Source organism: Pseudomonas sp. KD5 (assembly GCF_012932895.1).
Lineage (GTDB): Bacteria > Pseudomonadota > Gammaproteobacteria > Pseudomonadales > Pseudomonadaceae > Aquipseudomonas.
Genome location: NZ_JDWJ01000015.1, coordinates 24,866 through 47,157 on the forward strand (window position 1 = coordinate 24,866; position 22,292 = coordinate 47,157).

Annotated in this window: 15 protein-coding genes; 9 read left to right on the forward strand and 6 right to left on the reverse strand. The window is 59.6% G+C overall.

Going from position 1 to position 22,292, the window contains the following annotated elements; genetic code table 11:
• The first annotated feature begins 15 nt into the window (after positions 1-15).
• The gene (locus AF70_RS26380; protein WP_169342504.1) at positions 16-5,136 is read left to right on the forward strand and encodes a calcium-binding protein; all 5,121 of its coding nucleotides are present in this window, start codon (positions 16-18) and stop codon (positions 5,134-5,136) included.
• Positions 5,137-5,368: 232 nt separating this feature from the next.
• Here the strand turns inward: AF70_RS26380 and AF70_RS26385 are convergent, their stop codons facing one another.
• Complete coding sequence (locus tag AF70_RS26385; protein ID WP_028938897.1) at positions 5,369-8,263, reverse strand: ribonucleoside-diphosphate reductase subunit alpha; 2,895 nt, start codon at positions 8,261-8,263, stop codon at positions 5,369-5,371.
• Between the two features lie 736 nt (positions 8,264-8,999).
• Here AF70_RS26385 and AF70_RS26390 point away from each other — a divergent pair.
• Complete coding sequence (locus AF70_RS26390) at positions 9,000-9,713, forward strand: response regulator (RefSeq protein WP_019650367.1); 714 nt, start codon at positions 9,000-9,002, stop codon at positions 9,711-9,713.
• On the forward strand, positions 9,710-11,320 hold the full coding sequence (locus AF70_RS26395; RefSeq protein ID WP_019581241.1) for an ATP-binding protein: 1,611 nt from the start codon (positions 9,710-9,712) through the stop codon (positions 11,318-11,320). Before AF70_RS26390 ends, AF70_RS26395 begins: the two co-directional genes overlap by 4 nt.
• Positions 11,321-11,343: 23 nt before the next feature.
• On the opposite strand, the gene AF70_RS26400 is transcribed toward AF70_RS26395, so the two are convergent.
• Complete coding sequence (locus AF70_RS26400) at positions 11,344-12,069, reverse strand: 4'-phosphopantetheinyl transferase (RefSeq protein ID WP_197032266.1); 726 nt, start codon at positions 12,067-12,069, stop codon at positions 11,344-11,346.
• A gap of 198 nt (positions 12,070-12,267) precedes the next feature.
• The gene (locus tag AF70_RS26405) at positions 12,268-13,059 is read right to left on the reverse strand and encodes a dienelactone hydrolase family protein (protein ID WP_028938899.1); all 792 of its coding nucleotides are present in this window, start codon (positions 13,057-13,059) and stop codon (positions 12,268-12,270) included.
• 147 nt (positions 13,060-13,206) lie between these two features.
• Here AF70_RS26405 and AF70_RS26410 point away from each other — a divergent pair, with 147 nt between their 5' ends.
• The 4 genes from AF70_RS26410 to AF70_RS26425 all read left to right on the forward strand — a co-directional run bounded on the left by AF70_RS26410 (position 13,207) and on the right by AF70_RS26425 (position 16,635).
• Positions 13,207-13,809 carry a membrane protein gene (locus AF70_RS26410; protein WP_019581238.1) on the forward strand — a complete coding sequence of 201 codons (603 nt, stop codon included), beginning with the start codon at positions 13,207-13,209 and terminating at the stop codon, positions 13,807-13,809.
• Positions 13,810-13,901: 92 nt separating this feature from the next.
• Positions 13,902-14,579, forward strand: coding sequence for a response regulator transcription factor (locus AF70_RS26415; protein ID WP_028938900.1), 678 nt, complete (start codon positions 13,902-13,904; stop codon positions 14,577-14,579).
• Positions 14,576-15,922, forward strand: coding sequence for an ATP-binding protein (locus tag AF70_RS26420; protein WP_028938901.1), 1,347 nt, complete (start codon positions 14,576-14,578; stop codon positions 15,920-15,922). The genes AF70_RS26415 and AF70_RS26420 overlap by 4 nt, the downstream gene beginning before the upstream one ends.
• Positions 15,923-16,275: 353 nt before the next feature.
• Positions 16,276-16,635, forward strand: a complete 360-nt coding sequence (locus tag AF70_RS26425) for a DUF6124 family protein (protein WP_019581235.1) — start codon at positions 16,276-16,278, stop codon at positions 16,633-16,635.
• A gap of 199 nt (positions 16,636-16,834) precedes the next feature.
• On the opposite strand, the gene AF70_RS26430 is transcribed toward AF70_RS26425, so the two are convergent.
• Positions 16,835-17,833: an AraC family transcriptional regulator gene (locus AF70_RS26430; protein WP_018926307.1), complete on the reverse strand. Its 999-nt coding sequence runs from the start codon at positions 17,831-17,833 to the stop codon at positions 16,835-16,837.
• A gap of 337 nt (positions 17,834-18,170) precedes the next feature.
• Here AF70_RS26430 and AF70_RS26435 point away from each other — a divergent pair, with 337 nt between their 5' ends.
• The gene (locus AF70_RS26435; protein WP_019581233.1) at positions 18,171-19,505 is read left to right on the forward strand and encodes a dicarboxylate/amino acid:cation symporter; all 1,335 of its coding nucleotides are present in this window, start codon (positions 18,171-18,173) and stop codon (positions 19,503-19,505) included.
• A gap of 143 nt (positions 19,506-19,648) precedes the next feature.
• Positions 19,649-20,830, forward strand: a complete 1,182-nt coding sequence (locus tag AF70_RS26440) for a CaiB/BaiF CoA-transferase family protein (protein ID WP_028938902.1) — start codon at positions 19,649-19,651, stop codon at positions 20,828-20,830.
• 24 nt (positions 20,831-20,854) lie between these two features.
• On the opposite strand, the gene AF70_RS26445 is transcribed toward AF70_RS26440, so the two are convergent.
• Positions 20,855-21,349, reverse strand: coding sequence for a SprT family zinc-dependent metalloprotease (locus tag AF70_RS26445; RefSeq protein WP_007937535.1), 495 nt, complete (start codon positions 21,347-21,349; stop codon positions 20,855-20,857).
• A gap of 149 nt (positions 21,350-21,498) precedes the next feature.
• Complete coding sequence (locus tag AF70_RS26450; protein WP_019581231.1) at positions 21,499-22,101, reverse strand: Yip1 family protein; 603 nt, start codon at positions 22,099-22,101, stop codon at positions 21,499-21,501.
• Positions 22,102-22,292: the final 191 nt, after the last annotated feature.

Consider the following 22,292-nt stretch of genomic DNA (forward strand, 5'->3'; position numbering starts at 1 on the left):
CACAAGGAAGATGTAATGGCGGTAATTTACGGGACCAATGCTGCAGATACGCTGTTGGGTACTGCTGGCGATGATCAAATACGCGGTTTGGCAGGCGACGATATTTTGAACGGTGGAGATGGTAACGATCTCCTCATCGGCGGTGCGGGGGCCGACCAACTGGTGGGTGGCGCGGGCATCGACACCGCCAGTTACGAAGACGACAATTCGGGGGCGGGTGTCACCGTCAACCTGAAAACCGGTGTCCATACCGGCCTGGCCATGGGCGACACATTCAATGGCATCGAAGTGATCCGTGGTACGACCTACAGCGACAACTTTGTCAGTGGCGCCGCGGCCGATACCTTTGATGGCGCCAATGGCTACGACACCGTGAGCTACGCCAGCTCTGCCCAGGCGATCAACGTGACGATGGCAAATGGCGCAGGCACCGGTACAGGCGGCGATGCCCAAGGTGACGTGTTCAGCAACATGGAGGTGATCACCGGCTCGGCCTACGATGATGTCCTTACCGTGACCGCCGGCAACATCACCTTCAATGGCGGCGCCGGCAACGACGTCTACATCATCAACAGTACCGGCTCGTTGGGAATCGTTGAGTTGGCAGGCGGTGGCGACGACGAGATTCGTACCAATCAGGCCAGCATGGGAATGAGCGCCGAAGTCGAGCGCCTGACCTACACCGGTACGGCCAGCTTCACCGGTCGTGGCAACGCCGGGGACAACATCATCACCGGTGGAGCGGGCAATGACCTGCTGATCGGTGGTGCAGGCGCTGACCAACTGATTGGTGGCGCAGGCATCGACACCGCCAGTTACGAAGATGACAACTCGGGTGTAGGTGTGACGGTCAACCTGAAAACCGGTGTCCACACCGGTCTGGCCAAGGGCGACACCTTCAACGGCATCGAAGTGATCCGTGGCACAACCTACAGCGACAACTTTGTCGGTGGCACCGCTGCCGATACCTTTGACGGTGCCAATGGCTACGACACCCTGAGCTATGCCACTTCCACTCAAGCGGTCAACCTGACTGTGGCTGGCACCGCGGGCACCGGCGTGGGCGGTGATGCTCAAGGTGATGCGTTCAGCAACATCGAAGTGATCACCGGCTCGGCCTACGATGACGTCTTCACCCTGACCACTGGTAACGTGACCTTTAACGGTGGCGCCGGCAATGACGTCTACATTATCAACGGTACCGGGTCGATGGGGGTTGGTGAGCTGGCCGGCGGCGGTGACGACGAGATTCGTACCAATCAGGCCAGCATGGGAATGAGCGCCGAAGTCGAGCGCCTGACCTACACCGGTACGGCCAACTTCACCGGTCGTGGCAACGCCGGGGACAACATCATCACCGGTGGAGCGGGCAATGACCTGCTGATCGGTGGTGCAGGTGCTGATCAACTGATTGGTGGCGCAGGTATCGACACCGTCAGTTATGAGGACATCGTCTCGGGTGTAGGTGTGACGGTCAACCTGAAAACCGGCGTTCACACCGGTATTGCCGCTGGCGATACCTTCAGTGGCATCGAAGTGATCCGTGGTTCGAGCTACAGCGATAACTTTGTCGCTGGCACCGCTGCCGATACCTTTGACGGTGCCAATGGCTACGACACCCTGAGCTATGCCACCTCCGCCCAAGCGGTCAACCTGACTGTGGCTGGCACCGCGGGCACCGGCGTGGGCGGCGATGCTCAAGGTGATGCATTCAGCAATATCGAGGGGATCACCGGCTCGGCCTACGATGATGTCTTCACCCTGACCACTGGTAGCGTGACCTTTAACGGTGGTGCCGGCAACGACGTCTACATCATCAACGGTACCGGGTCGATGGGGGTTGGTGAGCTGGCCGGCGGCGGTGACGACGAGATTCGTACCAATCAGGCCAGTATGGGAATGAGCGCCGAAGTCGAGCGCCTGACCTACACCGGCACGGCCAACTTCACCGGGCGTGGCAACGCCGGGGACAACATTATCACTGGCGGTGTGGGCAACGATTTGTTCATCGGTGGCGCGGGTGCCGACCAGTTCATAGGCGGTGCCGGGACCGACATCGTTAGTTACGAGGACAGCATTACCTCCGGTGTCACGGTCAATCTGAAAACCGGAGTGCACACTGGTGTTGCCACGGGCGATTCTTTCTCCAGCATTGAAGTTATCCGCGGCAGTCAGAATGGCGATACGTTTTTCAGCGGTGTCGAGGCTAACAGTTTCGATGGCGGGACGATCGGTGGAGGTATCGACACGGTCGATTACTCGTTGTCGGCACAGGCCGTCAACATCACCCTGACCACCACTGGCGTGGGCAGTGGGCAGGGCGGTGACGCTCAGGGTGATACTTACATCAACATAGAGAAAATCGTCGGTTCGGCCCAGGACGATGTCTTTACCACTGGTGCCGGTACGTTCACGTTGCAGGGTGGGGCGGGCAATGATCTCTATGTCATCAACGGCCCGGCCTATCAAACGGTGATCGAGACTGCCGGTGGCGGTGACGATGAGGTTCGTACCTCCCTGGCCAGTATGACGTTGAGCGCAGAGGTCGAGCGCCTGACCTACACCGGCACTGGCAACTTCACCGGTACCGGTAATGCCAGTAACAACATCATCACTGCTGGCGCCGGCAATGACCTGCTTTTGGGAGGCGCCGGAGCAGATATCTTCATCGGTGGCGCAGGGACCGACATCGTAAGCTATGACGACGCCACCGCAGGTGTCACCGTTAACCTTAAAACCGGCGTTCATACCGGCATTGCCACCGGCGATACTTTCGACGGTATCGAAGTCATTCGCGGCTCTAAATACAGCGATACCTTTGGCGCCAGTGCAGGCGTTGACAAGTTCGAGGGTGGTAATACCAGTGCCGACAACATGGACGTCGTTGACTACTCCTTGTCCTCTGCGGCCATCAATCTGACCTTGAGTTCCGGGGCGGGCACCGGGATCGGCGGCGATGCCGAGGGCGACAGTTTCTCGGGCATCGAGAAGGTCATCGGTTCGGCCTATGACGACGTGTTCAACTCCACCACCATTGGCAATTTCAACCTGCAGGGTGGGGCCGGCAACGATCTCTACATCGTCAACAACAGCGCTACGGCGGTAATCATCGAAGCGGTCGATGGTGGTGACGATGAAGTGCGCACCAATATCGCCAGCATGAGCCTGAACAATAATGTCGAGCGCCTGACCTACACCGGTACCGGCAACTTTACTGGTCGCGGTAACGCCTCGGACAACATCATCACTGCTGGTGTGGGCAACGATACCCTGCTGGGCGGTGGAGGTGCCGACCGTTTCTTCGGCGGTAGCGGCACTGACACTGTCAGCTATGACGACAGTACTGTCGGCGTGACGCTCAACTTCAAGACCGGTGTGCACAGCGGTATTGCAGCAGGTGATATCTACACCGACATCGAAGTGATTCGCGGCTCGCAGTATGGCGATACGTTCATGAGCGGTGCCGCGGCGGACAAATTCGACGGCGGCGCAGGCACTGCGATCGACGTGGCGGATTACTCGCAATCCGATCAAGGTGTGACCCTGACACTTGGTGCCTCCGGTGTCGGAACGGGCACCGGGAGCGGCGGCGATGCCGAGGGCGACAGCTTTTCGGGTATCGAGAAGGTCGTCGGTTCGTCCAACAATGACGTCTTCATTACCAATAGCAACTCGGCCGGCTTCACCGTGCAGGGCGGCTTGGGGGATGACGTCTACGTTGTCAACAACGCCAACTACGGGGCTATCGTCGAACTGGCAGGTGGCGGCAATGACGAAGTGCGCACCAACCAGGGTTACTACCTGCTCAATGCTGGAGTCGAGAATTTGACTTACACCGGCACCGGCAGTTTCCAGGCGAGGGGTAATGCACTGGACAACGTCATCACCGGCGGGGCCGGCAACGACATCCTGATGGGCGGCGATGGCGGTGACACCTTCATTGGTGGAGATGGCATTGATACTGTCAGCTACAACGACATCGGGCCGGTCGGCGTGACGGTCAACCTCAAGACTGGCGAGCATACGGCTATCGCCAAGGGCGATACATTCGACAGCATCGAGAAGATCGTCGGGTCGGGCAGGGACGATACCTTTATGGGTAACGAGCAGGCCAATAACTTCGATGGTGCTTTTGGCCGAGATACCGTCAGTTTTGCCTTTGAAAATTCGGCCATCACGCTGGACCTTACCCAGCCTTTGACCGGGGCTGCGGCAGGGGACACCTACACCAATATCGAGAACTGGGAAGGGACTGCGTTCAACGACACATTGATTGGTGGTGCCGGTGTCGAGACGTTTATCGGTGGCAAGGGTGCTGACTTTATCGATGGCGGGGCGGGGGCTTCCGACGCGGCCTGGTACATCGGCAGCACGGCGGCGGTACAAATCGACATGCTCGCAGGCACGGTGAGCGGCGGCGATGCGACCGGTGATGTGCTGGTCAACATCGAAGGCCTGCATGGTTCGGCTTTCGATGACACCTTGACCGGCAACGCCGTTCAAAACGAGCTCTATGGCGGTGAGGGCAATGACCTGGTCTATGGCGGCGACGGCAATGACTCCATTTATGGTGGCAAGTACGAGCCCTATGCCTTCAATGGCCCAGACCGCAGCGGCCCTGCTGAAGCGGATCGGTTGTTTGGCGGCAATGGCGATGACAGCATGTTCGGCGCCAACAACGATGCTGGCAGCATCCTGCACGGTGATGCCGGTAACGACACCATCACGGTTTACGCCGGCATCGCTTATGGTGACGACGGCAGTGACTCGCTGGTGGGCATGGGCCCTGAATACCAACTGCATGGTGGCGCCGGTTCGGACACCTTGATTCTGGTCGGCGGTGGCTATGCTTACGGCGGAGAGGGCAGCGATACCTACAAAGTGCAATCCTCCACCAGCGTGATGATCAAGGACGACGGCAGTTCGAGCGGTGATGTCGTCCAGCTCCAGAACATCCAGTCCTATGCGGATGTAATGATCAAGACCGACGGTACCAATGCTTACATCTTCAATGCCGTGGAGTGGAATGCCGGCAACCAGAACAACGCGGTGATTCTTGCCGACTGGTATGCAGGCTCCAATACCATTGAGTCCTTCCAGACTGCCAACGGAGATGTGTTCACTGTCCCTGTCTAAGCCTGGAAACTATCGCGGCTGCCACTGACACCTGGTGGTTGCGGGTGTAAAACGGTTGTAAAACACAAAAAACGGCAAAACCTGCGCTTCAGGTTTTGCCGTTTTTTTTTGCCGTGGCTTTTCTCCAGATCAAAAGATCGCTGCTTTTTCTGGGGGCAAAAGAAAACCCCCGACCAGCCAGAGGCTCATCGGGGGTTTCAGGTAAGCGCCCTGGAGCGCCTACCGGCTCAGCTTATTGGCAAGCTTCGCAATCCGGCTCGTCGATGGCGCAAGCCTTCGGCACTGGAGCTGGACCGGCTGGGGCTGCCAGGACCGAGTCGTCACCGTGGTTGCCGCCGCTGGAAACAGCGTTCAGCTTACCGGTGTTGATGGTCGACTTCTCGGTGCTGGTCGCGGCCAGGGCACGGAGGTAGTAAGTGGTTTTCAGACCACGGTACCAGGCCATGCGGTAGGTCACGTCCAGTTTTTTGCCCGAAGCGCCGGCGATGTACAGGTTCAGCGACTGAGCCTGGTCGATCCACTTCTGACGACGGCTGGCGGCGTCGACGATCCACTTGGTGTCCACTTCGAAGGCCGTCGCGTAGAGCTCTTTGAGTTCTTGCGGGATGCGCTCGATCTGCTGCACCGAACCGTCGTAGTACTTCAGGTCGTTGATCATGACCGAGTCCCACAGACCGCGAGCCTTCAGGTCGCGAACCAGGTACGGGTTGATCACGGTGAATTCGCCCGACAGGTTCGATTTCACATAGAGGTTCTGGTAGGTCGGTTCGATCGACTGCGACACGCCGGTGATGTTGGCGATGGTTGCGGTCGGTGCGATGGCCATGATGTTGGAGTTACGAATGCCTTTCTGCACACGGGCGCGAACCGGTGCCCAGTCCAGGGTTTCGTTCAGGTCAACGTCGATGTACTTCTGGCCGCGCTGCTCGATCAGGATCTGTTGCGAATCCAGCGGCAGGATACCTTTGGACCACAGCGAACCCTGGAACGTCTCGTAGGCGCCACGTTCGTCAGCCAGGTCGCAGGAAGCCTGGATCGCGTAGTAGCTGACCGCTTCCATCGACTTGTCGGCGAATTCGACGGCAGCGTCGGAACCGTAAGGGATGTGCTGCAGGTACAGAGCGTCCTGGAAGCCCATGATGCCCAGACCGACCGGACGGTGCTTGAAGTTGGAGTTCTTCGCTTGCGGCACCGAGTAGTAGTTGATGTCGATCACGTTATCGAGCATGCGCACGGCGGTGTTCACGGTGCGTTGCAGCTTGGCGGTGTCCAGCTTGCCGTCGACGATGTGGTTCGGCAGGTTGATCGAGCCCAGGTTGCAAACGGCGATCTCGTCCTTGTTGGTGTTCAAGGTGATCTCGGTGCACAGGTTCGAGCTGTGGACCACGCCCACGTGCTGCTGCGGGCTGCGCAGGTTGCACGGGTCTTTGAAGGTCAGCCATGGGTGGCCGGTTTCAAACAGCATGGACAGCATTTTGCGCCACAGGTCTTTGGCCTGGATGGTCTTGAACAGCTTGACCTTGCCCGGGTACTCGGTCAGGGCTTCGTAGTACTCGTAACGCTCTTCGAAGGCCTTGCCGGTCAGGTCGTGCAGATCCGGAACTTCGGACGGCGAGAACAGGGTCCACTTGCCGTCATCGAAGACACGCTTCATGAACAGGTCAGGGATCCAGTTGGCGGTGTTCATGTCGTGGGTACGACGACGGTCATCACCGGTGTTCTTACGCAGTTCGATGAACTCTTCGATGTCCATGTGCCAGGTTTCCAGGTAGGCACAGACAGCGCCTTTGCGCTTGCCACCCTGGTTAACGGCGACGGCGGTGTCGTTCACCACTTTCAGGAACGGCACGACGCCCTGGGATTTGCCGTTGGTGCCCTTGATGTACGAACCCAGCGCCCGAACCGGGGTCCAGTCGTTGCCCAGGCCGCCGGCGAATTTCGACAACATGGCGTTGTCGTGGATCGCGTGGTAGATGCCCGACAGGTCATCCGGCACGGTGGTCAGGTAGCAGCTCGACAGCTGTGGACGCAGGGTACCGGCGTTGAACAGGGTCGGCGTCGAGGACATGTAGTCGAAGGACGACAACAGGTTGTAGAACTCGATCGCACGGTCTTCTTTCTGCTTCTCTTCGATCGCCAGGCCCATGGCCACGCGCATGAAGAAAATCTGTGGCAGTTCGAAGCGGATACCGTCCTTGTGGATGAAGTAACGGTCGTACAGGGTCTGCAGGCCCAGGTAGGTGAACTGCTGATCGCGCTCGTGGTTGATCGCCTTGCCGAGTTTTTCCAGGTCGAAGGACGCCAGAACCGGGTTCAGCAATTCGAATTCGATACCTTTGGCGATGTACGCAGGCAGTGCCTTGGCATACAGGTCGACCATTTCGTGGTGGGTCGCGCTGTCGGCGACACCGAGGAAGCCCAGGCCTTCGGCACGCAGGGTGTCCATCAGCAGGCGGGCGGTCACGAACGAGTAGTTCGGCTCACGCTCGACCAGCGTACGGGCGGTCATCACCAGAGCGGTGTTGACGTCGGTCAGGGCCACGCCGTCGTACAGGTTTTTCAGGGTTTCGCGCTGGATCAGCTCGCCGTCGACTTCTTCCAGGCCTTCGCACGCTTCGGTAACGATGGTGTTCAGACGACCCATGTCCAGTGGCGCGAGGCTGCCATCGGCGCGGGTGATGCGGATCGATGGGTGAGCGTTGACGGCTTCTTCGGCAGGGGAGTGCGCTGCGCGCTCTTTGGCGCGGGAGTCACGGTAGATCACATAGTCGCGGGCGACTTTCTGCTCGCCGGCACGCATCAGGGCCAGTTCGACCTGGTCCTGGATTTCTTCGATGTGGATGGTGCCGCCCGAAGGCATGCGACGCTTGAAAGTCGCGGTGACTTGTTCGGTCAGGCGGGCAACGGTGTCGTGTATTCGCGACGAAGCGGCAGCGGTGCCGCCCTCAACTGCGAGAAACGCTTTGGTGATGGCGACGGTGATCTTGTCATCGGTGTAAGGGACGACAGTGCCGTTACGCTTGATCACGCGCAGTTGGCCAGGCGCGGTGGCGGACAGATCCGAATTCGAATCGGTGGCCTGCGGCAAGGTGCCCTGCGGGTTCTCGCGAGTTGTGTCGGTTTGCATGGGGGGGTATCTCCACATTCTCTATGTTTGTTTGGGCACCATCACGGTGCCCACCGTTCTGTCCTGAAGCACTACAACCGGCGGGGGCCGGGCATACCAACTTCGGGACAGATCAGGAAGGGGCTATCGGGCGCCGCTTCCATGCCGAAGTCTTTGGTGTCACGCCTTGGGCCTGAAACCGAATTCCGTTTTGGGCGGCAGTAAATGACTGCAACACCCGTACCGTTATCGCCGTTTCGGGCTTAAAAACAGTAGCCATCCGCACGCGCGGTTTGGTCTTTCGAAAATACGTTTGGTTCAACCGGAAAGAGGCAATAAAAGCGCTTGAAATCGGTGTCCGGTTTGTGTTTGGTTTTTGGCGTAAAACCCTACATGTAGGGTTTTTTTTGCGCCGAGGTACAAGATAATGCGTTTTGGAGGGTGTTGCAACGTACTACCTGTGGATAAACCTGTGCGTAAATTGTGTGTGAAAGAGGGAACAGGCGTGTAGGCCGCGACCTAGCTGGAGCCGACCATTTTTCACTGATTTTCAGCGACAGAAAACAGTCATCCGGATTTTTAAGGGCGCGAACCCTATCACAAAAAACCGTTGTGTCCGAACGCATTTACCGGCTTGTGTTCCAGACGTGTGGCGTTTATACAATCGGCCCATGCAGATGCATTCTTATCCTCCCCAATCATTACAAAAAGACGGGTGGATCCTTCCTTATTGATGGTGTTGGCAAGAGAGGTCATCGTGGAGCAAGAAGCCTGGCAGGTATTGATTGTCGAGGACGACCAGCGTCTGGCCGAACTGACCCGCGATTACCTGGAAGCCAATGGCCTGCGCGTATCGATCGAGGGTAATGGCGCCCTGGCCGCAGCACGCATCATCAAGGAGAAGCCAGACCTGGTGATTCTCGACCTGATGCTCCCCGGCGAAGACGGCTTGAGCATTTGCCGGAAGATTCGCGACCGCTATGACGGGCCGATCCTGATGCTCACCGCGCGCACCGATGACACCGATCAGATTCTTGGCCTGGACTTGGGCGCCGACGACTACGTCTGCAAACCGGTGCGTCCACGTTTATTGCTCGCGCGTATTCAAGCCCTGCTGCGCCGCAGCGAAGCCCCGGAGGTGGCCCCGGAAAAACTCCGGCGCCTGCAGTTCGGCCCGCTAGTGGTGGACAACGCATTGCGCGAAGCCTGGCTGCATGACAAAGGCATCGAATTGACCAGCGCCGAGTTCGATCTGCTCTGGCTGCTGGTGGCCAACGCCGGGCGAATCCTGTCCCGCGAAGAAATATTCACCGCGCTGCGCGGTATCGGTTATGACGGCCAGGACCGCTCCATCGACGTGCGCATCTCGCGCATCCGCCCCAAGATCGGCGATGACCCGGAGCATCCGCGGCTGATCAAGACCGTCCGCAGCAAAGGCTATTTGTTCGTGCCGGAAGCCTGCACCCTGTGAACTCGATCTTCCTGCGTATTTATGGCGGCATGTGCGCGGCGCTGATTCTGGTGGCGGTGCTCGGTGTGCTGGCCTTGCACCTGCTTAATCAGGTACGCAGCGAGCAGTACCGCGAGCGCCTGGCCCACGGCACGTTCTCACTGATGGCCGATAACCTGCAACCGATGAACGAAACCGAGCGCCATCGGGCGTTGCTGTTGTGGGAGCGCTTGCTCGGGATTCCACTGGCGCTGAAGACGTTCCCCCAGACTGACCTCGACCTGACCCAGCGTACCCGTGTACTGCGCGGTCAGGCACTGGTGGAGCAGACCGGCCCGCACGCGGCGAAGGTTTATCGTCTGGTCAGCGACAAGGAACAACTGGTGCTCACCGGTGAAGTCCAGCAGATCAGCGAGCAACTGGCGCGGGCGACCATTTACCTGCTGGCCGATGAACTGGTGCGCTACCCGGTGGCCGAGCAGCCCAAGCGTCTGGAGCAGTTAAAGGAAGATAAGGGCTTCGGCTTCGATCTGCGGCTGGTGACGGTCGATGAAGCCGACATGGACGAAGACCAGAGCCGCCGCGTGTCAGAAGGCGACACGGTGATGGCGTTGGGCAAGGGCGGCGATTCGATCCGGGTGTTTGCCGGTATGGTCGGTACACCGTGGGTGCTGGAAATCGGTCCGCTGTATCAGATGAATCCTTACCCGCCCGAGTGGCTGGTGCTGATCGCGGCGCTTGGCTTGAGCCTGATTGGTTTGATTGTCTATCTGTTGGTGCGGCAACTGGAGCGTCGTTTGCGCGGTCTGGAAGCCGCCGCCACACGCATTGCCAAGGGCAGCCTGGAAACCCGCGTACCAGCACGCGGCGCCGACTCGGTGGGGCGGCTGGCCTCGGCGTTCAACGGCATGGCCGAGCACTTGCAGCAATTGTTGGCGATTCAGCGAGAACTGGTGCGTGCCGTGTCCCATGAATTGCGCACACCGGTGGCGCGCCTGCGTTTTGGCCTGGAGATGATCGGCTCGGCCACCACGCCTGAGGCGCTGGAGAAATACCGCGAAGGGATGGATCACGACATCGAAGACCTCGATCGACTGGTCGACGAGATGCTCACTTATGCGCGGCTGGAACAGGGCTCGCCGGCGCTGAATTTCCAGCGGATCGATCTGGATGCGTTGGTCAATCAGGTGATCGAGGAGTTGGCACCGTTGCGCGCCGAGGTCACGGTACAGCGCGGCTTGTGCCTGTCGGCCGCCGATTGCGACGGCGCCTGGGTTGAGGCCGAGCCGCGTTACCTGCACCGGGCGTTGCAGAATCTGGTGAGCAACGCCATGCGCCATGCCCATTCACGGGTGACCGTCAGCTATCAGGTGGGTCAGCAGCGCTGTCGGGTGGATGTCGAGGATGACGGGCCGGGCGTGCCGGAAACGGCATGGGAGAAAATCTTCACCCCGTTCCTGCGCCTCGACGACAGCCGCACCCGCGCCTCGGGTGGGCATGGGCTGGGGTTGTCGATTGTGCGGCGGATCATCCATTGGCACGACGGGCGAGCGCTGATCAGCAAGAGCAAAAGCCTGGGCGGGGCGTGTTTCAGTTTGAGCTGGCCGAGGAATCAGGAGCGGCGTTGAGGTTGGGCACATGACAGGGGGCTTCAGGCCTTGATACTGACCAGACTCAACAACTGCCCATCCATCACCGCAAACTGCGCGTCCAGTTCGGTGCCGCTGCACCACTCACTGGACAGGTCGGTTAGCAACCGCAACCGCACTTCACCGCCCTCGCTCCACTCCAGCACTTCGGCGTGTTCGAAATAGAAGCGCTTTTGGACGATCGGGTAGAGCGCCTTGAACAGGCTTTCCTTCACCGAAAACGTCAGCGTCACCACCATCGCCAACTGATCGCGAGCCCCGGCGGCCATGCGCCGCAACTCAGGCCCGGTGAGAATCTCTCCGGCCAGGCGTTCGGCCCGTTCTGCGTCGAGCAGATTTTCCAGGTCCATTCCCAAGCCGCGCCAATGGGCCTTGTTCGCGACAATCGCCGCGGCCCGGCCGGTGCTGTGGGTGATCGAACCGGTGATATGCGCTGGCCACACCGGTGCGCGGTCTTCACCAATGGCCGGAATGAAGCTCAGCCCTTCCAGCTGTTGCAACGCGGCCCGAGCGCAAATCCGCCCGGCGAGAAACTCGGCCTGACGCTTGGCCACCGAACGCTGGATGCTCGCGGGCGGCTCGATGGCGCTGCGCTGGAAATCATCGCTGGCCAATTGCTTGGTATCGAAGTGAGTGCCCAGCAGGACCGTATCGGGCAGCACAAACGGCAGCGGCCAATGGGCGTCGAGCGGGGTGCAGCAGGCGGGTAGGGCGGGGACGGGATTCATGACGGGCATTTTGCCGTTTAGCTCAATGGCTGGGTAGTGGCAGCAGGGCTTTTGTGGCGAGGGGGCTTGCCCCCGTTCGGCTGCGAAGCAGTCGTAAACCCGGTCAACGTGGTGTGTCTGTCGACATGCGATTGCAGGTTTTGGGGCTGCTTCGCAGCCCAACGGGGGCAAGCCCCCTCGCCACAGAGGTCTATCTGATCAGCCAAAGATCTTCTTGAAAAACGCCTGCATGTCCGCCCACGATTTCTCATCGGCGGCCTTGTTGTAACCAATGTCCGGCCCGCCATGATCGCCGTGGCTCAGACGATCCGCATCAGGGTTGCTGAAGCCATGCTTGGCGCCTTCGAGGCTGACAAATTTATAATCGGCACCGGCCTTGTCCATTTCCGCCTTGAACGCCGCCACATTATCCGCCGTGACCATGCTGTCCTGCGCGCCATGCTCCACCAGGATTTTCGCTTTCACACTGCCAGGCGCCGCCGGCGTATTGGTCGCCAGTGCACCGTGGAAACTCACCACGCCCGCCAGCGGCAAACCCTGCCGCGCGGCATCCAGCACCACCTTGCCGCCGAAGCAATAACCGATACCCGCCAGTTTGGCCGGATCGGTCTGTGGCTGTTTCTTCAGCAAATCGAGCCCGGCCTGAAACCGCGCGCTGGCTGCTGCGCTGTCCTTCGTCGCGGCTTGCATGAACGCCATGGCGTCCTTGGGGTGTTCGGTGTTCTTGCCGTCGCCATACATGTCGATCGCCAGCGCGCTGTAGCCCAGACCGGCCAGATCGCGGGCGCGACGCTTGGCGTAGTCGTTGAGCCCCCACCATTCATGTACCACCACCACACCCGGGCGCGGGCCTTTGATAGCGTCATCGTAGGCGTAATAACCGATCAGTTTTGTGCCATCGGCACTTTGATAGGGAATTTCCTGGGTCTTGATGGCGGCCTGGCTGAGCCCGCTCACGGCCAGCAATACAAGGGCGAGCAACACACGCATGGCTGAATCTCCTTATAAACAAACGTCAAGATAGCGTAGTCGATTTGATTCAGCTCAGGTTCAGAGTGCGTTCAGGGGCTGTACAGGGTGAGGTCAGTAACCTTGCCCCGTACCCAAAAAGCACATAGCGCATGAGGAAGTTCCCCAATGACTACTTTGAAAAAACTGCTCCTGGCTTTCACCGTGATGGGCGCCAGTGTTGCCGCCCACGCCGACACCACCAATTTTGCCGGCCTGACCTTTGGCCAGACCAGCGACAAGGTTAAAAAATCCAGTGCCCTGAACGACAACCTCAACCACCCGAACGCCGACGGTGTGATCGGCAAGGACAACACCTGGGGTTTGCGTGTGGGCCAGCAAGACAGCCAGGGTCGCTACTACGCCACTTACGACAACGTGTCGGGCTCGCATAATGGCATTAAACTGCGTCAGGAAAACCTGCTGGGCAGCTACGATCTGTTTTACCCAGTGGGTGGCAGCACCAAACTGTTCGGCGGTGCCACGGCCGGTTTGACCAAAATGACCCAGGAATCGCCAGGCTTCAGCCGCGACAGCGACATCGGTTACGCCATTGGCGGCCAGGTCGGCGTGTTGCAGCAAGTTACGCAAAACACCTCGGTCGAGCTGGGTTACCGTTACCTGCGTAGCAACGCCAGCACCGAGATGAGCGAGCGCGGCGGCAGCAAACAGGGTTCGCTGGACTTGACCAGCAGCGCCCAGACGTACTTGTCCGCCAACTACGCTTTCTAAACAGCGTTTGGTTGCCAGTCAGTTAAGCCTCGCAACCTATGGGAGCAGGCTTAACTGACCTTTGGAGATGTTGATTTGCCCCGGAGAGCCTTATGAAATTGCTGGTCGTCGAAGATGAAGCGCTGTTGCGCCATCACCTGCAAACCCGTTTGACGGACAGCGGCCACGTGGTCGAGTCCGTGGCCAACGCCATCGATGCGTTGCATCAGGCCGAGCAGTTCAACCATGACCTGGCGGTGATTGACCTCGGTCTGCCGGGCATGGGCGGGCTCGACTTGATTCGTCAGCTGCGCTCCCAAGGCAAGACGTTTCCGATCCTGATCCTCACCGCGCGCGGCAACTGGCAAGACAAGGTCGAAGGCCTCGCCGCCGGTGCCGACGACTACGTGGTCAAGCCGTTCCAGTTCGAAGAGCTGGACGCCCGGCTCAATGCCTTGCTGCGTCGCTCCAGCGGTTTCACCCAGTCGACCATCGTCGCCGGTCCCTTGCTGCTGGACCTCAATCGCAAACAGGCGTCCCTCGATGATCAGCCGCTGGCGCTGACCGCCTACGAATATCGGATCCTCGAATACCTGATGCGTCATCACCAGCAAGTGGTGGCCAAGGACCGCTTGATGGAGCAGCTCTACCCGGATGACGACGAACGCGATCCGAATGTGATCGAAGTGCTGGTCGGCCGCTTGCGTCGCAAACTCGAAGGCCCGGCCGGGTTCAAGCCGATCGATACCGTGCGTGGTCTCGGTTACCTGTTCAATGAGCGCTGCACTTGATTCGTTCCCTTCGTGTCCGCTTGATGCTCGCCGCCACCACCCTGGCGGTATTGTTCATGCTGGCGTTACTGCCGGCGATGCAGGGCGCGTTCAGCCTGGCGTTGCAGGACTCCATCGAGCAGCGCCTGGCGTCGGACGTCACCACGCTGATCTCCGCCGCTCGGGTGGATAACAACCGCTTGCAGATGCCGGCGCAGTTGCCCGATGAGCGTTTCAACCTCGCCGACAGCCGATTGCTCGGCTACATCTATGACCGCGAAGGTCACCTGGTCTGGCGCTCGAAGGCCACCCAGGAAGAGAACATCAACTACAAGCCGCGTTACGACGGACGCGGCAACGAGTTCGCGAGGATTCGCGAGGCCAATGGTGAAGAGTTTTTCGTCTATGACGTCGAGGTCAAGCTGCTCGGCGGCAAAAGCGCGGCGTTCAGCATCGTCGCGCTGCAACCGGTGCGCGAATACGAAGCCACCCTCGAAGGCCTGCGGGAAAACCTCTATCTGGGCTTCGGTGCCGCATTGCTGGTGTTGCTCGTTTTGCTCTGGGTTGGCCTGACCTGGGGCTTGCAGGCGTTGAGCCGCCTGAGCCAGGAGCTGGACCAGATCGAAAGCGGCACCCGCGAAAGCCTCAGCGAACAACACCCGCGCGAACTGCTGCGCCTGACCGGCTCGCTCAACCGTTTGCTGCACAGCGAGCGTGAACAGCGCAGCCGTTATCGCGACTCTCTCGACGACCTGGCCCACAGCCTGAAAACTCCGCTGGCGGTGTTGCAAGGGGTCAGCGAAGACATGGCGCAAAAGCCGCAAGAGCGCGATCAGGCTTGGGTGCTGCAAACCCAGATCGAGCGCATGAGCCAGCAGATCAGCTATCAACTGCAACGGGCCAGCCTGCGCAAAAGCGGTCTGGTGCGCCATCAGGTGCGCCTGCGCCCGGTGCTGCAAAGCCTCTGCGACACCCTGGACAAGGTCTACCGCGACAAACGCGTGCGGGTCGTCTTCGATCTGCCGGAGCAGTGCTACGTGCCGATCGAGCAGGGCGCCTTGCTGGAAATGATGGGCAACCTGCTGGAAAACGCCTATCGCCTGTGCTTGAACGAAGTACGCATCAGCGTGCGCGAAACCCTCAGTGGCATTGAGCTTTGCATTGAAGACGATGGCCCCGGTGTACCACCGGACCAACGCGCGCGAATTCTCGAGCGCGGCGAGCGGCTGGACCGCCAGCATCCGGGGCAGGGGATTGGCTTGGCGGTGGTCAAGGACATCATCGAAAGCTACAGCGCCAAGCTGACGCTGGGGGATTCGCCGATGGGCGGGGCGGCGTTCCGGATTCATTTTCCGGTGGTTTGATGTGGGTGCCTGGCCGAAAATCTTAAACGGCGATGTTTAAACGACACTTCCAGAAACTCACCCAACCTACACATCCTTGCGCCGCTGCCTACGACTACGCCAGAATCCGCCGGCTAGTGCGCCTGGGGCGTGGGCTATATCGTTTCCCTGTCGTTGACGAATCAGCGATCGGGTCTCGCAGCCCGTGTATCTCTAGACGCACAACATCCTCCGTTCATGTTATGGCGGCTGTACGTGGGAGACCTTCGGGTCTGCCGGTTCTAGAGTCCCGGTCTGCGACCCGCGTATAGCTGCCACCTTCTTTCGTCTCGCAGCGAACAGTGGCGGCTCCATGACTCTAGGAGGCTTTATCCATGTTCAAACCAACACCTAATCCACCAGCACCCGACGACGTCTCCCCCTACGAATCCCTCGATTCCAAAAAACTCCACGAAGCCGCCGACCGCGCCCTCGACCACTACCTCAAACCACCCACTCCCAAAGACACCAAGCGCAAACCCAGCACCATTTACCATGTGGGTGCGAAGGTCGATAACGAAACCCTGCTGGTCAACGCCTGCGAATCCCTGGCATCAGCCAGCGTGATGCTCAGTGAGTTCGCCGGGTTGATGGACATGCCACATCGCAACATGATGTTGGGGATTCAATCGGTGGTCATGCTCGGCGAGCTGGCCGTCAACCGAGTGCTGGATAACCTTGATCCGCAGGGCTAGCGAGGATCTGTGGCAAAGGGGCTTGTTGTGGCGAGGGGGCTTGCCCCCGTTCGGCTGCGCAGCAGTCGCAAAACCGGTGTATGCGGTGTACCTGAATACCTGCGGTTGCAGATTTTGGGGTCGCTTCGCAACCCAACGGGGGCAAGCCCCCTCGCCACAACAGCCTGTCTAGCTGCATAGTTATGCGGTGAGTACACCATCAATTCTCCTGAGCCCGATAAGCCCCCGGCGTCAACCCTGTCCACTTCTTGAACGCCCGATGAAACGCCGAAGGCTCTGAAAACCCCAACTGCTCGGCAATCTGTTGCAGCGACAGGTCCGCCCGCCCCAGGTGATAAATCGCGATGTCCCGGCGTAACTGATCCTTCAATTCCTGAAAACTCGTGCCTTCCTCACGCAAATGCCGACGCAAGGTTTGCGGGCTGATGTGCAGGTGCGCCGCCACTGCTTCCAGGTCCGGCCAGCGTGCGCTGTCGCGGCTGAGCAAGCGCCGCAATTGGCTGCTCAGGCTGTCGCCTTCGTCGGGGCGTGACAGCAGGTCGGCGGGGGAGCGCTCGAGAAAGTGCTTGAGGGTTCGTTCGTCCTGCAACAGCGGCATGTTCAGGTAGCGGCTGTGGAACAGCAGGCTACTCTGAGTAGTATCGAATGTTAGCGGGCAGGAAAACAGCAAGTCGTATTCGGCCCCGTGCTCGGGCCTCGGGTAGCTGAATGTGGCGTGCTCCAGACGAATGCGCTGGCCGATCAGCCAACTGCCGAACCGATGCCAGATCACCAGCAGGCTTTCGCTGAGGAAGTGGTCCGGGTCCCACAGCGGCGAATCGTCGAGGCTCAGGCGAATCATCTCGCCTTCGCGGCTCAGGGTCAGGCGCGGCGCCCCGGGAAACAGGCTGTAAAACAACAGGCCGCGATTGAGTGCTTTCTCCAGCGTGCGGCAGTGGATCACCGCGTGGCACATCATCGCGAAGCTGCCGGGTTTGCTCGGGGCCTGCCCGAAGCCCAGATATTCGTCGTCCAGGGCCAGCCACAATCCCTGGATCAACCGGGTGAACTGTTCAGGCGCGATTCGGGCGCGTGGTTCTTCAAGCAACTCGGGGCTGATCCCCAGTTGCTGCAGCAGGCTCGAATAGTCGTAGCCACGTCGGCGCGCGCCGCCGAGGGCGGCACGGGCGAAATGGCTGGCGATGGTGCGTTCACGCATGGGGCAGGTCCGTCCACTGAGCAATGGATGGTAGCGGTGCCCATCGACGATGAACAAGGCGGATATCCGCCAAATTACAGGACGAGGTCAGACGGGTTGGCGGAAATCCGCCACATAGTTGTAACTGGTTGGTGACCAAAAAAAACCTGTAACCCTTGATGTCAAAAGGCTCGCAGGCTTTTTGGCGAATGTGGCACGGGCCTTGCGATACAACCAGCAGATGCCTGCCGTTGCGCAGCTCGACAAAACAAATCCCTCCAGTGCAGGAGGGTTCGCAATTGAAGTGTCTTGGGCAACAGATGGATGTTGTCACCGGGCGCTCTTGAGGAACTTTGCAATGACGACTCGTCAGCCACTGTACAAATCCCTGTATTTCCAGGTGATCGTTGCCATCGCCATCGGCATCCTGCTCGGTCACTTCTACCCGCAGACCGGTGTAGCCCTCAAGCCGTTGGGTGACGGGTTCATCAAACTGATCAAAATGATCATCGCTCCCATCATTTTCTGCACCGTCGTCAGCGGTATCGCGGGCATGCAGAACATGAAGTCGGTTGGCAAGACCGGCGGTTACGCGCTGCTCTACTTCGAAATCGTTTCGACCATTGCACTGCTGGTCGGTCTGGTGGTGGTCAACATTGTGCAGCCGGGTAACGGCATGCACATCGATGTCACCACGCTGGATGCCTCCAAAATCGCAACCTACGTGGCTGCCGGTGCGGATCAAAGCGTCGTTGGCTTCCTGCTGAACGTGATCCCGACCACCATCATTGGTGCGTTCGCCACGGGCGATATCCTGCAAGTGCTGATGTTCTCGGTTATCTTCGGTTTCGCCCTGCATCGCCTGGGTGCCTACGGCAAGCCGATCCTGGACTTCATCGATCGCTTCGCCCACGTGATGTTCAACATCATCAACATGATCATGAAGCTCGCGCCACTCGGTGCCTTCGGTGCCATGGCGTTCACCATCGGTGCTTATGGTGTTGGCTCGCTGGTGCAGCTGGGGCAACTGATGGCCTGCTTCTACATCACCTGCCTGCTGTTCATTCTGATCGTGCTGGGTGGTATTGCTCGCGCTCACGGTTTCAGTGTGCTGAAAGTGATCCGTTATATCCGCGAAGAGTTGCTGATCGTGCTGGGTACTTCCTCTTCGGAGTCGGTACTGCCACGCATGCTGATCAAAATGGAGCGTCTGGGTGCGCAGAAATCCGTGGTAGGTCTGGTGATCCCGACTGGCTACTCGTTCAACCTCGACGGTACTGCGATCTACCTGACCATGGCGGCAGTGTTCATTGCTCAGGCAACCGACACCCACATGGACATCACTCACCAGATCACTCTGCTGGTGGTGTTGCTGCTGTCCTCCAAAGGCGCTGCTGGCGTGACCGGTAGTGGCTTCATCGTACTGGCCGCTACCTTGTCCGCTGTTGGCCACCTGCCGGTTGCCGGCCTGGCGCTGATCCTGGGTATCGACCGTTTCATGTCCGAAGCCCGCGCGTTGACCAACCTGATCGGTAACGCGGTTGCCACTATTGTTGTGGCCAAGTGGGTCAAGGAACTGGACACCGACGTGCTGCAATCCGAGCTGGCCTCGGGCGGTCGCGGCATTGCCGACGAGCCTAAAGATGATGTTTTGGGCCACGTCGAAGGGGCAACCCCGACGAACGCCAAGTAAGCCTTGTTGTAATGAAAAACCCGCTTCGGCGGGTTTTTTGTTGCCTGCGATTTGAGCGTAACGGTCAGCGTCACTGGCACATAAGGTGATTGCTGCAATGTCCCGGGCTGCCTAGGCTTGGGGGACTGCACTGGAGAACGCTCATGCTCGGTCCACTGGCATCACTCAAGGTTCTGGATTTCTCGACATTGTTGCCGGGGCCGTTCGCCTCGTTGCTGTTGGCGGACATGGGTGCCGAGGTGCTACGCATCGAATCGCCGACCCGCATGGATTTGCTGCGGGTGCTGCCGCCCCATGATCAGGGCGTGTCGGCCAGCCACGCGTACCTCAATCGTAACAAGCGCAGCCTGGCGCTGGACCTCAAGCAGCCCGAGGCGCTGGAGGTGATCACGCAATTGCTTGCGGACTACGACATTGTGCTGGAGCAGTTCCGCCCTGGCGTGATGGAACGGCTGGGCCTGGGGTATGAAGCCTTGAAGGCGATCAATCCACGGTTGATTTATGTGTCGATCACCGGCTACGGCCAGACCGGCCCTTACAAGGACCGCGCCGGCCACGACATCAACTACCTGGCGCTGGCGGGCCTTTCGAGCTACACCGGCCGTGCCGACAGCGGCCCGTTGCCGTTGGGCATGCAGGTGGCGGATGTCGCGGGCGGTTCGTTGCATGGGGTGATCGGGCTGCTGGCAGCGGTGATCGCGCGGCAACAGACCGGGCAGGGGCAGCATCTGGATGTGAGCATGACTGACTGCGCCTTCAGCCTGAACGCCATGGCTGGTGCCGGCTACCTGGCCTGCGGCGTTGAGCCGGGCAGGGAAGACCAGATGCTCAACGGCGGCAGCTTCTACGATTACTACCGGTCGCGCGATGGCCGCTGGTTGTCGGTGGGCAGTCTGGAACCGGGGTTCATGCAGCAACTGTGCACGGTGCTCGGCCGTCCGGAACTGGCGGCCGAGGGACTGTCGTCCGACCCCGCCCGGCAACGGGCGCTCAAGGATGCGCTGAACATTGAATTCGAAAAACACGACTTTGCCTGGCTGTGTGAGCTGTTTGCCGGGGCCGATGCGTGTGTCGAGCCGGTGTTGAGCCTGGGCGAAGCGGTCGGGCATCCGCAGTTGCAGGCGCGGGAATTGGTGGCTGAGGTGCCGCGGGGCGATGGCTCGACTCAGGCGCAGATGGCCTGTCCGTTGAAGTTTTCAGCGGGGTTGCCTGAGCCGCGGCACATTGGCGCCTGGCTGGGGCAGCATACGGATCAGGTGTTGGGTGAACTGGGGTTTAGTGTTGAGCGGATTGAAGCGCTGCGGCGGGCCAAGGTAGTTATCTAGCGTCTGTCCCGGCCGAAACTCAACTCATTCGACCCGCATTTCCCCGCTGAACACCAACGTACTGCGACAACGCCGGCACAAATACCGCCGCCCCTGGCGCACCAGGCTATGACGCTGGGCCGAAAACGGGAAATCGCTGTCGGCGCAGGGGCATTTGTAGATGTAGCGGGTCACGCTGCGGCGTTTGACGTCATAGGTGTGGCAGCGGTTGGGCGGCAGTTCGTAAACGCCACGCATGATCAGTTGCCATTCTTCGCCATGGGGCTGGATGCGGTCGCCGAACAGTTGATGGGCGATCAGGTGCGCGACTTCATGCGCCACGGTCTGCTTGAGGAAGTCTTCGGTGTTTTCCCGGTACAGCTGCGGGTTGAAGCGCAGCAGGTTCTCGTGCAAATGCGCGACACCGGCTTTTTGCCCGCGCAGCTTGAGGCTCACCACGGGGCGTTTGAAAGGTCGTTTGAAAAAGGATTCGGCTTGCAGGAAACAGTCTTCGACGCGGGTATTGAGTTGCTCGGGCATGCTTGATGGATCTCCAAGGATGTCGAGTATGCCGCAACCCCGAGGGCTTGCGAATCGCTCAGGCGCCGAATGGTCGTTGCTCGCATTAGAAGGCCGCCTTGCGGCGGCCTGTAGTGGCGGAACGTGTTTTTTATGTCGGCGCTTGTTTGTCAGTTGGTATAGACCGGTCCCACGCCAAGGCCCCAGACAATCACGGTAAACGCCATGATGGCTACCAGCACCACCAGTCCTACGGCGAGCACCGAGCTCGAAAACAGGAAGCCCTCGTCCGATGGAATGTTCATGAACGTTGGTAGCCCTACATACAGCAGGTACACCGTGTAGCAGACAGCCGCGGTGCCGACGATCATCCCCAGCCACAAGTGCGGGTACAGCGCCGCCAGGCCGCCGATGAACAGCGGGGTGGCGGTGTATGTGGCGAATGCGATACAGCGCGCCAGGCTCGGGTTGGCGTCATAGGTACGGGCCATCCAGTGAATGAAGGCGCCCATCACCGCGACACCGCCGAGCATCGCCAGGTACGACATGATGGTCATCCATAGCGCGCTTTCCATGGTCAGCATGACCGGCGCTCGATTACCAATGACCCAGCCGACTTGCGTAGTGCCGATAAACGCCGATATGGCAGGAATCGCCGCCAGAATCAGGGTGTGCGTCAGGTACATGTGGCTGATGCTTTCTTCCTCGTCGCCACGGATTTCTTTCCATTCCTGGTCAGGGTGGGTGAAGAGTCCCACTACGTGATGGATCATGCCAGTCACTCCTCTTGTTGTTGCCATCGCCCCCCAGCGGAGCGCTTACGGGCCAAAGTGGCCAAGTAAGAACAGGTCTGAATACGTGTGCGACCTTATGTCGCAGTATAGAAAGGAGTTACTTGCAATAGTGCGAGGGCTTTAGAGCAAATCGCGCTGTAAATGTGATGGGTAATCGCCGATAGGTCTGT

Bases quoted from the DNA above. Each gene is read 5' to 3' on its own strand.
- AF70_RS26435 (WP_019581233.1), top strand. From the start codon at position 18,171: ATGACGACTCGTCAGCCACTGTACAAATCCCTGTATTTCCAGGTGATC.
- AF70_RS26425 (WP_019581235.1), top strand. From the start codon at position 16,276: ATGTTCAAACCAACACCTAATCCACCAGCACCCGACGACGTCTCCCCC.
- AF70_RS26405 (WP_028938899.1), bottom strand. From the start codon at position 13,059: ATGCGTGTGTTGCTCGCCCTTGTATTGCTGGCCGTGAGCGGGCTCAGC.
- AF70_RS26400 (WP_197032266.1), bottom strand. From the start codon at position 12,069: ATGAATCCCGTCCCCGCCCTACCCGCCTGCTGCACCCCGCTCGACGCC.
- AF70_RS26380 (WP_169342504.1), top strand. From the start codon at position 16: ATGGCGGTAATTTACGGGACCAATGCTGCAGATACGCTGTTGGGTACT.
- AF70_RS26440 (WP_028938902.1), top strand. From the start codon at position 19,649: ATGCTCGGTCCACTGGCATCACTCAAGGTTCTGGATTTCTCGACATTG.
- AF70_RS26410 (WP_019581238.1), top strand. From the start codon at position 13,207: ATGACTACTTTGAAAAAACTGCTCCTGGCTTTCACCGTGATGGGCGCC.
- AF70_RS26445 (WP_007937535.1), bottom strand. From the start codon at position 21,349: ATGCCCGAGCAACTCAATACCCGCGTCGAAGACTGTTTCCTGCAAGCC.
- AF70_RS26430 (WP_018926307.1), bottom strand. From the start codon at position 17,833: ATGCGTGAACGCACCATCGCCAGCCATTTCGCCCGTGCCGCCCTCGGC.
- AF70_RS26415 (WP_028938900.1), top strand. From the start codon at position 13,902: ATGAAATTGCTGGTCGTCGAAGATGAAGCGCTGTTGCGCCATCACCTG.
- AF70_RS26450 (WP_019581231.1), bottom strand. From the start codon at position 22,101: ATGATCCATCACGTAGTGGGACTCTTCACCCACCCTGACCAGGAATGG.
- AF70_RS26385 (WP_028938897.1), bottom strand. From the start codon at position 8,263: ATGCAAACCGACACAACTCGCGAGAACCCGCAGGGCACCTTGCCGCAG.